The following is a 12,658-nucleotide window of genomic DNA, read 5'->3' on the forward strand; positions in this document are numbered from 1 at the left end:
GCGCTGCTCAGAATGGGGTCGGGATGTGGCGCACGGCCAGCGCAGGCTCGCTGTAATCGCCAGCCTTCTGGCGCTTCGGGAGCTCGACGTCGAGTCCCGGGAACGGCTCGTAGGGCACCTGGCTGAGAATATGGCTGATGATGTTGAGCCGGCCACGCTTCTTGATGTCATTGTGCGCGATGTACCACGGTGCCCAGGCGGTGTCGGTCGCCTCGAACATGGCGTCCCTGGCTCGGGAGTAGTCGTACCATCGCTTGTAGGACTTAAGGTCCATCGGAGACAATTTCCAGGTCTTGCGGGGATCGTCCATGCGGCTCGTGAGCCGCCGGGTCTGCTCGTCCGCGCTGACCTCGAGCCAGTACTTGAGCAGGATGATGCCGGAGTCGACCATCGCCTTCTCCACCATCGGAGTCATGTCGAGGAACCTCTGGGTCTGCTCCGGGGTGCAGAATCCCATCACGCGCTCCACGCCCGCACGGTTGTACCAGCTGCGATCAAAGATGACTACCTCGCCCGCCGCCGGGAAGTGCGACATGTAGCGCTGGAGGTACATCTGCGACTTCTCCCGCTCCGTCGGGGTGGGGAGCGCCACGACGCGGAACACCCGGGGGCTCACCCGCTCGACGATCCGCTTGATCGTGCCGCCCTTGCCGGCCGTGTCGCGGCCTTCGAAGACGATGCAGACCTTGGCTCCGGTGGACTTCACCCACTCCTGCATGGCAACCAGCTCGCCTTGCAGGACAGCCATCTCCGCTTCGTACTCCTTGCGGCGCATCTTCTTCCCGGCGCGCTCGTCCTGTCCGTCGGCGCCCTTGGTCTTTTTCTTCTTCTTGCCCACCATCGACCTCCTCGCGACGTACTTGCTGAGGTAAATCACAACCCTGCGCCACCCGGCGGGACTGTCATCTGTCCGGACTGTCATCCCACGGGACCGGCACCTTCGTCCCGGGACCGGGGCGTAGGTGCTCCTATCGCGGGCACCTTCGTGCGGCGTCCTGCCACTCTTAGTGTTGACTGCGGCCGGAGTCCGGTCTACGGCACTAAGACCCTAATGGAGTGCCGGCGGAACCAGGGGCCACAGCCGAGCCGGCCCCTGCTGCTGGGCGCAGGGGCCGGCCGTCTGGACTCGGCGCTGACGCCGATGATGGCGGGAACCCGCGTGCCCGCGAGCCTGGCCGCGAGGCCGGTGCACGGGTGGCGGCCGCCACTGAGACAGAGCATCTTCCGTTCACCTTGGGAAAACCCTAAGGCTACTCCTGGAGCCATTCCGCGCAGGAATTCAGGTTCCGGGTGACGCTCTCGACGGCGGCTGCCTCGTCCCGGGCGGCAATCGCGGCCACGAGTTCGTCGTGGCCCTCGTGCGGCAGGCCGTTGAAGCCTCCCCGACGCTGCTGGCGGAGCAGATCATTGTGGAATACGCTGCCGAAGCTGACATACAGCTCATGCAGCAGCGGGTTGGCGGACGCCTGCGCCACGCGCGCATGGAAGTCCCAGTCGGCCCGGGCCCACGCGGCGTAGTCCTCGCCCAGCCAGGCGGCACGGCGGGCGGTGAGCAAACCGCGCAGGGCGGTGAGGTCGTCGGCCGTCGCGTGGCGGGCGGCAAGCCGGGCCGCCTGGGTGTCCAGCCCGACCCGGACCTCGAGGATGTGCTCCTGGGAGTGGTCCTCATACATCCGCTGCGTGGCGCCTGCGATTTCGCTCGTGGCGCGGACGTATGTGCCGTCCCCGCGGCGGACCTCGAGCATTCCGCTGTGGGCGAGCGCTTTGATGGCCTCGCGCAGAGTGCCGCGGGAGACCCCGAAAGCGGCCATCAACTCAGGTTCGGCCGGAATGCGCTGCTGCAGCGGCCACTCGCCCGAGTGGATCAGCGCCCGCAGCTTGGCAGTGATTTCCTCCGCCAGCGGCGGCCGGTGCGAAGCTGTGAGTGTCATCGCCGGGTTCCTTCTGAAGAGTGCGCAGTTCCTTCTGAGGAGTGCGGGGTGGCGGCCCGCAGTTCCTTGGCCCTCAGGTCCTTGGCGCGCAGCTCCTTCGGTCCCGCCGAGAGGAGGTGGCCTACCGCGATCTGGCCGAGGGCCACTGCCAGCAGCAGGGCCAAGGGCAGGGTCCAGGAATTGGTGGCGCTGTGCAGCAGGCCCATGCCGAACGGCCCGAGCGTCGCCAGCAGATACCCGGCGGACTGGGCCACGGTGGACAGGGCGGTGGTCTCGGCCGTGGTGCGGCCGCTGCGGCTGATCATCACCATGACCAGCGGGAAGATGCCGAGGCCGAAGCCCAGCAGCACCGCGGTCAATGGTGCCCAGGCAGCCGGCAGCACCAGCATGGCCAGGACGCCGAGGGCCATGGTCACCGTGGCCATGTAGAACGCCGTCCGCAGCATCCGGGGGCGTGAGCCGATGGCGACCAGCACCATGCCGGCGGGGACGGAGACGAGCTGCATGAGTCCGAACATGAGTCCGCTGTCGGAGGCGGTAAGGCCCATCGTGGCCAGCATGTAGGGGAACCAGCTGAGCACGGCATAGGCCAGGAGCGCCTGCACCGTAAAGCCGAGGGTGATCAGCGCGCCGGTGCGGGTCCGTAGCAGGGGCCATGGGGAAACCCGGGCTGCCTTGCCGGCGGATGCGTTGCGGTGGGCGTGCACAGCAATTGGGAGGAAGCCGAGGCAGGCGCCCAGGGCCAGGAAGCCGATCGAGCCGACGCCGGCCGAGGGCGAGCCAAGGGCCTGGGCCACCGGAACGATCAGTACGGCGGTGACGGTGGCGCCTGTGGTCATGGTCAATGTGTAGACGGCGGTCATGAGGGACGTGCGGTCCGCGAAGTGAACCCTGATGAAGGAGGGCATGGCCACGTTGCAGATGGCCAGCCCGGACATCCCCGCCACGGTGCCGGCCAGCAGCATGCCGGTGGACGGGACTCCGCGGAGCAGCAGCCCCGCCGCCAGCATCACTAGGGAGAGCAGGATGGCTTTTTCCAGTCCCAGCTGCCGGGTAAGCCAGGACGTGGCAGCTCCGGCCACCGCGAAACACAGTGTGGGGATCGAGGGGATCAGGGCGGCGATCAGCGGGCCGTAGCCCAGGACGGTCTGCAGGTCGTGGAAGAGCGCGGCGGCGCCGGTGATGCCGGCGCGCAGGTTGAGCCCGATGAGCACGAGCGCCACGACGCCGGCCACGATCACGCCGCGCGGGCGGACCGCGCCGGGTGGAGCTGTCTGGGAAAGTGCGGAAACCGCCGTGCTGCTAGCCATAAGTAAAGGTTAGACGTTTGATGTTTGGGACCCAGCTTTTAGTGGCGAATATCTCGGCACATGACACGTGCCGGAGGCGTTGCCGGTGCGGGCGCTGCGGCGGTCAGCGCGGGTGCCGGGCGCTGAGCCGCTGCACTGCCAGTGCAAGCCAGAGCTGCACCCGGTCCGCTGTCTGTGCCGGGTCGTATCCGGTGAGTTCGGTGATCTGCGCCAGCCGGTAGCGGACCGTGTTGCGGTGCAGGGTCAGTTCCTCGGCGACGGCCGCCACCGAGCCGTTGTTGCCGAGGTAGCTTTCCAGCGTGGCCATGAGTTCTGCGCTGTGCGCCGCGTCGAAGGCCCGCAGCGGGTTCAGCGATTCGTTGGCCATGTCCGCCAGCGGAACGTCCTCGCTGGCCAGCAGCAGCGAGGTCAGGCTCAGCCGCTCGGGCTCGTTGACCGGCAGGCCGTGGCTGGCCGCGTCGCGGGCCTCGAAATAGCTCCAGCGCAGGCCGTTGGGCTTGGTGTAGGCTCCGCCGATGCCGATCGTGGCGTGGATCCCGGCCTCGGCGAGGTGGTCGCTGAGGCTGCGGGCGAGGGCGCTGGCGCCGCTGCCGTCGTCGGGCATCACCACCACGAGGTCCTTCCCGACGACGGCGCCGACCGCCGCCGCGAGTGGCTGGGGCAGCGAAGAGCTCCCCAGCTGTTTCTGGTGGGCGGCCGATTCGGCGAGCAGGACCACGTTCTTGCGGGTGCTGTTGATGCCGACGCCGGCGAGGCGCCGGGTGGCTTCGGACGCCTCCAGTGTCCCGTGGATGACGTCGTCGAGGACCTGCCCSGCCAGAGCCCGCTGCGCCTGCCGCTGCTTGACCATGTTGTTGAGCTCAACGCTGATCAGGTTTTGGGCGTAGCCTACGATGCCCGAGTCCTCGAACGGCTGCTTCACCCACAGCGTGCAGGCGTCGCGGCGTCCCGTGGGGATGGGGTAGGACGCCCAGCCCTCGGCCTTGGGCGCCGGGTGGCCTGCAACGCTGTTGTACAGCTGGGCGGTGAACTGGGTCAGGACGATCTCGGTGCGCAGCATCGACCCCAGGTGTTTCAGGAGCTCGGCGAGGCCGCCGCCGGTCAGGAGGGCACGGGCCAGGATCTGGTGCCCGGCGATGAGCCGCTCGAGCTTGACCAGGTGGTCCGCGGACTGGGCGTCGGCCACGAGCTTTCCGATCGCGATGAACGGTGTCTCGTACGGCACTTCCACCACCGGCAGACCCCACCGGTTGGCCTCGGCGATCAGGGCCGGCGGCACGGCGTCGTGCGTCAGGCCGACCCCGAACCCGATGCCCACCGCACCTGCCCGCTGGACCTGACGCACGAACCGGCGCTGCTCCGCGGCGCTCTTGAGCCGCATCCCCGTCGTCAGGATCAGTTCGCCTCCATTGAGGAACCGCTGCGGATCCTCCTGTTCGGTGACGGCCACCCAAAGAATGTCCTGGTGCCAGGTGGTTTCGGCGAGTCCGGCCTTGGTCAGATGCAGGGACGGAACTCCCAGTAGGGCAGCGAGTGAAATGGCCATGGATTCAGGATAGCCGGGTGCTGGGCAAGCGCACTAAAGTCCTGCGGGGATGGTGTGCAGGTGCCTATTCCCTGCCTTGCCATGCTGGCATAGGCTCGTGACCAGTCACACATCCGTCATTGGCAGTAAGAAAGAGGTTGTACACCGTGGTTCAAACCTTGCAGAACTTCATCAACGGCGAGTTCGTCACCCCCGCCGGTACAGGGATGCTGCCCATCGTTAACCCCACCAACGGCGACGTAGTGGCGCAGTCGCCGATCTCGGTGCAGGCCGACGTCGACGCCGCCATGACGGCAGCCAAAGACGCCTTCAAGACCTGGAAGCACACCACACCCGGGCAGCGGCAGCTCATGCTGCTCAAGCTCGCGGATGCCGTCGAGGCCAACAGCGACGAGCTCGTGGAGGCCCAGCACCGCAACACCGGCCAGGTCCGCTCCCTGATCGCGTCCGAGGAAGTGGCCGCGGGCGCCGACCAGCTGCGCTTCTTCGCCGGCGCCGCCCGCATCATGGAAGGCAAGTCCGCCGGCGAGTACTTCGAAGGCCACACCTCCTACGTGCGCCGCGAGCCGATCGGCGTCGTGGCCCAGGTGGCCCCGTGGAACTACCCGTTCCTCATGGCCATCTGGAAGATCGGGCCCGCCCTGGCCGCCGGCAACACCGTGGTCCTCAAGCCGTCCGACACCACCCCGGAATCCACCCTGGTCCTGGCCCGGCTCGCCGGCGAGATCTTCCCGGCCGGCGTCCTGAACGTTGTCCTCGGTACCGGCGAGACCGGCGCCATGATGGTGGAGCACAAGGTCCCCGGCCTGGTCTCCATCACCGGTTCCGTCCGCGCCGGCATCGCCGTCGCGTCGGGTGCCGCCAAGGGTCTCAAGCGCGCCCACCTGGAACTCGGCGGCAAGGCCCCGGCCATTGTCTTCGCCGACGCCGACATCAAGAAGAGCGCCGCGGCGATTGCCGAGTTCGCCTTCTTCAACGCCGGCCAGGACTGCACAGCCATTACACGCGTCCTGGTCCAGGATTCGGTGCACGACGACGTCGTCGCCGCCATGGTGGAGCACACCAAGACCCTGCACACGGGCTCGCAGAACGACGAAGACAACTACTTCGGCCCGCTGAACAACGTCAACCACTTCAACGCGGTCACCTCCGTTGTCGAGCACCTGCCTGCCAACTGCAAGATCGAGACCGGCGGCCACCGCGCGGGCGAGAAGGGCTTCTTCTTCGAGCCCACCATCGTCACCGGCGCCAAGCAGACCGATGACATCGTCCAGAAGGAAACGTTCGGCCCGGTCATCACGGTGCAGAAGTTCAGCACCGAGGACGAGGCAGTGGAGCTGGCCAACGACGTCGAGTACGCCCTGGCTTCCAGCGTCTGGACGACGAACCACGGCACCGCAATGCGCCTGAGCCGGGACCTCGACTTCGGTGCCGTCTGGATCAACACCCACATCCTCCTCACGGCCGAAATGCCGCACGGTGGCTTCAAGCAGTCCGGCTACGGCAAGGACCTGTCCATGTACGGCGTCGAGGACTACACCCGCATCAAGCACGTCATGAGTGCGCTCGACGCATAACGCAGCCGCGTAACGCTGCCAACTCAACCTGACGCATAACTCGCGCGCCTCAACCGCACGCTTAGGAAGGCCTTCCCATGACCACCACCGCACATGACATCACCTACCGGCTCGAGCAGAAGCGCCGCGTCCAGGCCGACTTCCCGGGCCCCAAGTCCGTTGCCCTGACCGAGCGCCGCAAGGCGGTCGTCGCCGCCGGCGTCGCGTCCAGCGTCCCGGTCTTCGTGGCCGACGCCGACGGCGGCATCATCCACGACGTCGACGGCAACTCCTTCATCGACCTCGGCTCCGGCATCGCGGTGACGAGCGTCGGCGCCTCGGACCCCGCCGTCGTCGGCGCCGTGAAGGAAGCCGTGGAGCACTTCACCCACACCTGCTTCATGGTCACCCCGTACGAGGGCTACGTCGCCGTCGCCGAGCAGCTGAACCGCCTCACCCCGGGCGACCACGAAAAGCGCACGGTGCTGTTCAACTCCGGCGCCGAGGCCGTCGAAAACGCCGTCAAGGTGGCCCGCCTGGCCACCGGCCGGGACGCCGTCGTCGCGTTCGACCACGCCTACCACGGCCGCACCAACCTGACCATGGCGCTGACCGCCAAGGCCATGCCGTACAAGACCAACTTCGGCCCGTTCGCGCCCGAGGTCTACCGCATGCCGATGAGCTACCCGTTCCGCGAGGAAAACCCGGAGATCACCGGTGCCGAGGCCGCCAAGCGCGCCATCACCATGATCGAGAAGCAGATTGGCGGCGAGCAGGTCGCCGCGATCATCATCGAGCCCATCCAGGGCGAGGGCGGCTTCATTGTCCCCGCCGACGGGTTCCTGCCCGCACTGGCGGACTGGGCCAAGGACAAGGGCATCGTCTTCATCGCCGATGAGGTCCAGTCCGGTTTCTGCCGCACAGGCGAATGGTTCGCCGTGAACCACGAAGGTGTTGTCCCGGACATCATCACCATGGCCAAGGGCATCGCCGGCGGCATGCCGCTCTCCGCCATCACCGGCCGCGCCGACCTCCTCGACGCCGTCCACCCGGGCGGCCTCGGCGGCACCTACGGCGGCAACCCGGTGGCGTGCGCGGCGGCGCTGGCCTCGATCGGCTCGATGGAGCAGTACGACCTCAACGGCCGCGCCAAGCACATCGAGCAGATCGCCCTCGGCAAGCTGCGCGAACTCGCAACTGAGCAGCCTGTGATCGGTGACGTCCGCGGCCGTGGCGCCATGCTGGCCATTGAACTCGTCCAGGCCGGTTCCAAGGAGCCGAACCCGGAGCTGACCAAGGCCGTCGCCGCAGCCTGCCTCAAGGAGGGTGTCATCATCCTCACCTGCGGCACCTACGGCAACGTCATCCGCCTGCTGCCCCCGCTGGTGATCAGCGACGAGCTGCTGCTGGACGGCCTCGCGGTCCTGGCCGCGGCCATCAAGGCCAACGCCTAACCCAAGCCTTATGAGCTGCCGGGAAGGCGATCCCTTCCGGGCAGACCCGGTCTTGCCCGAACAACGGGGAAACAGCGGAGGAGCCGCGGACATCTTGTCCGCGGCTCCTCCGCTGTTTCCGTCCTGTTCTTTTCTTGGCCTTAAATCCGCCCTACTTCCAGGCGGTCGCATCCAGCTGGATCGCCACCACATACAGGTGCTGGCCCTGCTCGATCTTCTCCACCTCGGTGACGCGCACTTTCGTCTCCGGGACGGTGCCCATCGGATGGCCGACCCCGATGCCGTAGCTCACCACGCCCTCGAAGTCCCCGGCCGGTGCGTAGCTGGTGAGCGCCTGATACCCGATGGCCGGCGCGGGCGCGCTGGTCACGGTGCTGGCCGTGCCGTCCGCGGTGTGCGACTGGGCCCCGCGGAACGTCACCTCGAGGAGGGTTCCCGTGCCGGGCATCGGGATGGGCAGGCCGCTGCCGTCATCGACGAGTTCAGGGACCATTTCGACGTCGTAGCTGGGGAATCCGCCCGAGAACCGGAAGCTCAGCTGGTCATACGGCGGGGCGTCGGTGGGGTGCTGGCCCGCGCCGATGGCGTACAGCGTCGGCAGCGGCGCCGCCGGCGGAGGCGCGATCGGCACAGGGTTCTCATGGTCGGTGTGGAACGGGGTGGTGGGCCCCGGCACCGACCAGTCGTGCGTGACCTTGGAGGAAATCACTTTGTCCCCGGGCTGCGGCGGTGCCGTTTCGTCGGCGTCGCCGGTTGCCGACGGCGACGGGGTGGCCGTCAGGCTGGTGGAGGCGGTGGGAGGCTGCGACGGCGGCTGGCTGCCGGCGGAGGGCTGCGGGGCCGGCGGCGTGCAGGCTGTCAGGACCAGCAGGAGCGTCAGAGTTCCCAGTCCCGCAGTCCGCGACCGGGTCCTGCGGTTGCGAATGGCGTTCATGATGCGCTCCCCTCGACCATCCCAGCGTAGGCCGGGAAGATTGTGCTGTTCAGGGTCAATAGTCACCACCTTTGGGGGGTCCGCTGGACTAGAGTCGTTCCTATCCACTGCAGGAACGCAGACCGGCCGACGTCGCCCGGAACTCCCGGGGCGCAGCTGGCATCTGCCCCAGACCCATAAGGGGTTCATACATGCGATACGTAGTCGGCTATACACCCACCGAACGCGGTGCAGACGCCGTTGCCTTGGCCGCGGCCATGGCCCGGGCGCAGGGAGCGCATCTCGACCTGGTCTATGTGGTGGACCGGCACACGCCCTATGTGGCGATGAATTCGGAAGGAAACCAGGTCAGCGCCGCGGAGCAGCAGATCCGCTCGGCGGAACGGCAGGGGATGGAGCTGGTCCCTGAAGGACTGGAGGCGCACTTCCACGTCCGCCAGGCGGAATCGTTCGCAGCTGGTCTCATCGAGGCCGCACTCGAGTACAGGGCAGGCCTGATCGTAGTGGGTGCCGCTAGCAGCGGCCTGTTCAAGCGCCATACCGTGGGCAACGTGGCCAACGCCCTGCTGCACGCCGCCCCGGTTCCGGTGGCGCTGGCGCCGCGCGGCTACCGCCGGACCGAAGCCGTCACGCGCCTGACCCTCGCCGTGGGCCAGCGGGTCGGAGCGGAGGCGGCGATCGACGTTGCGATCGAATCCGCCGAACGCCGCGGGGTACCGCTTCGGCTGGTCTCCCTCGTGGAACTGGACGTCGAGGGGGACGGCGGGGAAAACGTCAACGCTGCCCACATCCACGCCAACACCGTCCTGACCGCCGCCGCGCAGCGCCTGCCGGAGGGCCACCACGTCAGTGTGGAAGTCGCCCACGGCCGGTCGATCGAGGAAGCGATCGACGACCTGGAATGGGACGACGGCGAGGTCATGATCGTGGGATCCTCCCGCCTGGCGGAGAAGTACAAGCTGTTCATCGGCAGCACGGCCTACAAGGTGCTGCGGGCTCTCCCCGTCCCGATGGTCGTGGTCCCGCGCGACTACCAGCAAGTGGATACGTTCCCGGCCGTCTAGTTCCCGGAGGTCTAGTTCCCGGAGGTCTGGGGCCGCGGGGCCACGACCGCCCAGTACGCGGGAATGCTGCCGGGCGGTCCGCCGGGCTCCATCGGTACTGTCTTCAGTACGGTGGAGCCTTCCGCGATGAGGGTCCAGCGGTCTGGAGGAAACACGCGCGAGCGTTGCCCGGCGCCGAAGTGGCCAGGTTTCGGCAGGGCGGAAATGGCCTGGCGGAGCGGCCCCGGGATCCGGCTGCCGGTGGCTCCCAGTCCCCGCAGGTAGCTCAGGGCGCCGCCCGGGACATTCGTCTCGACGAGATAGATCCGGCCCCGGGTGCCAAGGAGCGCTTCGATGGAGCCCGCGAGGCGCGCCTGGCGTCGCCGGCTAAGGACATGGAGAACGCCGCGGACAAAGACGTTGGCGTCGCCGCATTCGCGCGCCAGCGCAGTCGCCGCGGCCCGCTGCGTGGCATCCAGGCTCCGGAAACTGAGGCCCGGGACCTGCGGCTGCGCTGCACGCGCGGCTGCCACGGCCTCGGCTGAGACGTCGACGCCCAGGACCGAGGGGAAGACTTCGGTGAGCCGCCGTGTGATGGTGCCGTTCCCGCAGCCGAGATCGATCACCGGAAGGCTGGTGTCCATCGCGCCGGCCATTGTCTGCAGGTGGTGCCGGATCTCCCCGTTCACGGCGCCGGGGGCGGCATCCCAGATGATCGGTTCCCTGAGGGATCCCTGCGAGATTCCGCGCCAGAAGGCATCCCAGCGCCGGTCCGGGCGGCTGGGACGGTGCAGGGAGAGTACGGCGACCCTGGCCGCCAGCCGGAACGTGTCTGCCGCCGTGTGCACGCGGGTTCCTGTTGTGCGTGTGCCCGGTCTGCGCGAGTGCGCCGGAACGGGTCCGCTCACGCGACGGCGCCGTCTCTGTGCGCGAGCAGATCCGTCATGTCCGCCACCGGGAGCGGACGGCTGAAGAAGTACCCCTGGCCGAATTCGCAGTTCAGCTGCCGCAGCCTGTTCGCTTGTTCCCTGTCCTCGATGCCCTCGGCGACGGCGCCCAGTCCGGCCGAATGAATCAGCTGGAGGATTGCCGCGACGAAGGCCTCCTGCTGGCGGTCCGTGGTCAGTCCGTCGAGCAGGGACTTGTCGATCTTCGCCTGCGAGGCAGGGAGGGTGCGCAGGTAGCTGATGGAGGAATAGCCCGTGCCGAAGTCGTCGATCTCGATCCGGATGCCGAGGTCATTGAGCGACTGCATAGTGGCTGCCACTTCCGGGCCGCCGCGCATGATCGCGGTCTCGGTGATTTCGATGGAGATATGGCAGGGATCGACGCCGTGTTGGGCCAGCAGGCCTTCGACATAGGGCGCCAGATCGACGTGGTGCAGGTCCGCGGGGGAGAGATTGATGTGCGTGCTGAAGCCCGTCGGAAGCCCCGGATCGGACTTCCAGCGGCCGGTTTGTGCGATGGCGTTCCGGAGCACCCAGTGGCCGATTTCCACGGTGAGCCCGGCCTCGTCGGCGGCGTCGAGGAAGGTGTCCGGCGCCAGCAGGCCCAAGGCGGGGTGGCGCCAGCGGATCAGGGCCTCGGTGCCGGCAATCGCGCCGGTGCGCAGGTCCATGATGGGCTGGTACTCCAGCTCGAGCTGGTCCATCGCCAGTGCCGTCCGCAGCTCCGCCACCTGGTGGACCCGCTGCTTGGCGGCCTCGTGCATGGCCGCGGAAAACACCAGGAGGGTGTCCCGGCCGCGTTTCTTGGCCTCGTGCATGGCGATGTCGGCATCGCGGATGAGTTCCTCACCTCTCAGGCCAGGTTCCCCCAGCCGGACACCGGTGCCGGCCGTGAGAGTGACCGCCACACCGCCGGCGACGATTCTGTCCTTCAACGATTCGCCGAGCCGGGCCGCGGTCTCCAGCACGGACTCCGTGTCCTGGTCCGCGACGAGCACGGCGAATTCATCGGCGCTGAGGCGTGCGATCAAGTGGCCGGGTCCGGCCGCCGCGCTCAGCCGCAGGGCCGCCTCGCGCAGCACCGAGTCCCCCGCGGCATGGCCGAGGCTGTCGTTGATCAGCCGGAAGGAGTCGAGGTCCAGCAGGATGAGGGCCGGCTGGCGGCCCGGCCCAGCCCCGGCAACGGCTTCTGCCACTTTTTCCTGCAGCAGCGAGCGGCTGGCCAGGCCGGTCAGCTCATCGGTATTGATGACGCGCCGAAGTTCGGCTTTGGCCGCCTCCAGGAGCGCGGTCCGCTCGGCGACCCGGACTTCCAAGTCCTCGTACATGCTCTGGAGCTCTTCGGCCAGCAGGTTGATGCCTGTGGTGACGGCGTCTATCCCGTCCCGTGCCGGTGAGACAGGCAGACGGTTCGACAGATCACCCGAGGACAGGACGACGATGCCGTCCACGAGTTCCTCGAGGCGGCGGTCATCATCACGCCCCGTCATAGCTCTGCGAGGTCAGCCAGCGGACCGCCTCATCGCTGTTGGTGAAAAAGCGGGTCGGAACCGGTGCGGAATTGACGCCCAGGAAGAAGTTGGCGAGGACCCGGTCCACGGCGGACGAGCCGAGGAGCGCGATTGCCGAGGCGTCGCAGCGCTTGGCGAACACAGCCCGGGCGGCCCGGCTGACGGACTCCGTGGTGGCCATGTCGATCAGCAGCGGCGTGGGCCGGCCTGCGCACAATTCATTGACACGGTCCATGGCCAGTTGGGCGTTGGGGGCATCAATCACCACGCCCCGGGCCCACTGAAGGCGCAGGATGCCGCTGCTGTCGAAGTCCAGGGACGAGATGTCGCGCCCGCCCGGAGTTTCACGATCCTCTTCTGGCACCAGCAATCCTCAATTTCGCCCCAACGTGTCCATTCATGATGACACTAACGCACCGGCCGTGG

The 12,658-nt window shown here is 67.8% G+C and carries 11 protein-coding genes; 3 read left to right on the top strand and 8 right to left on the bottom strand.

Going from position 1 to position 12,658, the window contains the following annotated elements; translation table 11 throughout:
• Nucleotides 1-7: 7 nt before the first annotated feature.
• The 4 genes from ppk2 to AC1DZQ_RS10470 form a co-directional block, all read right to left on the bottom strand.
• A complete protein-coding gene (gene ppk2, locus AC1DZQ_RS10455; RefSeq protein WP_476963470.1) occupies nucleotides 8-877 on the bottom strand; it encodes a polyphosphate kinase 2 in 870 nt (289 codons plus the stop codon).
• Nucleotides 878-1,250: 373 nt separating this feature from the next.
• Complete coding sequence (locus AC1DZQ_RS10460) at nucleotides 1,251-1,931, bottom strand: FadR/GntR family transcriptional regulator (RefSeq protein WP_476963471.1); 681 nt, start codon at nucleotides 1,929-1,931, stop codon at nucleotides 1,251-1,253.
• On the bottom strand, nucleotides 1,928-3,241 hold the full coding sequence (locus AC1DZQ_RS10465) for an MFS transporter (RefSeq protein ID WP_476963472.1): 1,314 nt from the start codon (nucleotides 3,239-3,241) through the stop codon (nucleotides 1,928-1,930). Before AC1DZQ_RS10465 ends, AC1DZQ_RS10460 begins: the two co-directional genes overlap by 4 nt.
• Before the next feature lie 103 nt (nucleotides 3,242-3,344).
• Nucleotides 3,345-4,787: a PucR family transcriptional regulator gene (locus tag AC1DZQ_RS10470; RefSeq protein ID WP_476963473.1), complete on the bottom strand. Its 1,443-nt coding sequence runs from the start codon at nucleotides 4,785-4,787 to the stop codon at nucleotides 3,345-3,347.
• A 146-nt stretch (nucleotides 4,788-4,933) separates the two neighbouring features.
• Here AC1DZQ_RS10470 and AC1DZQ_RS10475 point away from each other — a divergent pair, with 146 nt between their 5' ends.
• Nucleotides 4,934-6,364, top strand: a complete 1,431-nt coding sequence (locus tag AC1DZQ_RS10475) for a gamma-aminobutyraldehyde dehydrogenase (RefSeq protein ID WP_476963474.1) — start codon at nucleotides 4,934-4,936, stop codon at nucleotides 6,362-6,364.
• Nucleotides 6,365-6,441: 77 nt separating this feature from the next.
• On the top strand, nucleotides 6,442-7,797 hold the full coding sequence (gene gabT, locus AC1DZQ_RS10480; protein ID WP_476963475.1) for a 4-aminobutyrate--2-oxoglutarate transaminase: 1,356 nt from the start codon (nucleotides 6,442-6,444) through the stop codon (nucleotides 7,795-7,797).
• A gap of 151 nt (nucleotides 7,798-7,948) precedes the next feature.
• On the opposite strand, the gene AC1DZQ_RS10485 is transcribed toward gabT, so the two are convergent.
• Complete coding sequence (locus AC1DZQ_RS10485) at nucleotides 7,949-8,731, bottom strand: AMIN-like domain-containing (lipo)protein (RefSeq protein ID WP_476963476.1); 783 nt, start codon at nucleotides 8,729-8,731, stop codon at nucleotides 7,949-7,951.
• 191 nt (nucleotides 8,732-8,922) lie between these two features.
• On the opposite strand from AC1DZQ_RS10485, the gene AC1DZQ_RS10490 reads away from it, so the two are divergent.
• Nucleotides 8,923-9,795 (top strand): universal stress protein, encoded by an 873-nt coding sequence (locus tag AC1DZQ_RS10490; RefSeq protein WP_476963477.1) that lies wholly within the window; start codon nucleotides 8,923-8,925, stop codon nucleotides 9,793-9,795.
• An 11-nt stretch (nucleotides 9,796-9,806) separates the two neighbouring features.
• Here the strand turns inward: AC1DZQ_RS10490 and AC1DZQ_RS10495 are convergent, their stop codons facing one another.
• The 3 genes from AC1DZQ_RS10495 to AC1DZQ_RS10505 are packed head-to-tail and all read right to left on the bottom strand — an operon-like array spanning nucleotide 9,807 to nucleotide 12,602.
• On the bottom strand, nucleotides 9,807-10,622 hold the full coding sequence (locus AC1DZQ_RS10495) for a methyltransferase domain-containing protein (RefSeq protein WP_476963478.1): 816 nt from the start codon (nucleotides 10,620-10,622) through the stop codon (nucleotides 9,807-9,809).
• Nucleotides 10,623-10,678: 56 nt separating this feature from the next.
• A complete protein-coding gene (locus AC1DZQ_RS10500; RefSeq protein WP_476963479.1) occupies nucleotides 10,679-12,211 on the bottom strand; it encodes a putative bifunctional diguanylate cyclase/phosphodiesterase in 1,533 nt (510 codons plus the stop codon).
• The gene (locus AC1DZQ_RS10505; protein ID WP_476963480.1) at nucleotides 12,198-12,602 is read right to left on the bottom strand and encodes a DUF7793 family protein; all 405 of its coding nucleotides are present in this window, start codon (nucleotides 12,600-12,602) and stop codon (nucleotides 12,198-12,200) included. Before AC1DZQ_RS10505 ends, AC1DZQ_RS10500 begins: the two co-directional genes overlap by 14 nt.
• Between the last annotated feature and the right edge of the window lie 56 nt (nucleotides 12,603-12,658).

The organism is Arthrobacter sp. P1_C12_2, from assembly GCF_056406415.1.

Coding starts and splice junctions, on each gene's coding strand:
- AC1DZQ_RS10460 (WP_476963471.1), bottom strand. CDS start 1,931: ATGACACTCACAGCTTCGCACCGGCCGCCGCTGGCGGAGGAAATCACT.
- AC1DZQ_RS10465 (WP_476963472.1), bottom strand. CDS start 3,241: ATGGCTAGCAGCACGGCGGTTTCCGCACTTTCCCAGACAGCTCCACCC.
- gabT (WP_476963475.1), top strand. CDS start 6,442: ATGACCACCACCGCACATGACATCACCTACCGGCTCGAGCAGAAGCGC.
- AC1DZQ_RS10485 (WP_476963476.1), bottom strand. CDS start 8,731: ATGAACGCCATTCGCAACCGCAGGACCCGGTCGCGGACTGCGGGACTG.
- AC1DZQ_RS10490 (WP_476963477.1), top strand. CDS start 8,923: ATGCGATACGTAGTCGGCTATACACCCACCGAACGCGGTGCAGACGCC.
- AC1DZQ_RS10500 (WP_476963479.1), bottom strand. CDS start 12,211: ATGACGGGGCGTGATGATGACCGCCGCCTCGAGGAACTCGTGGACGGC.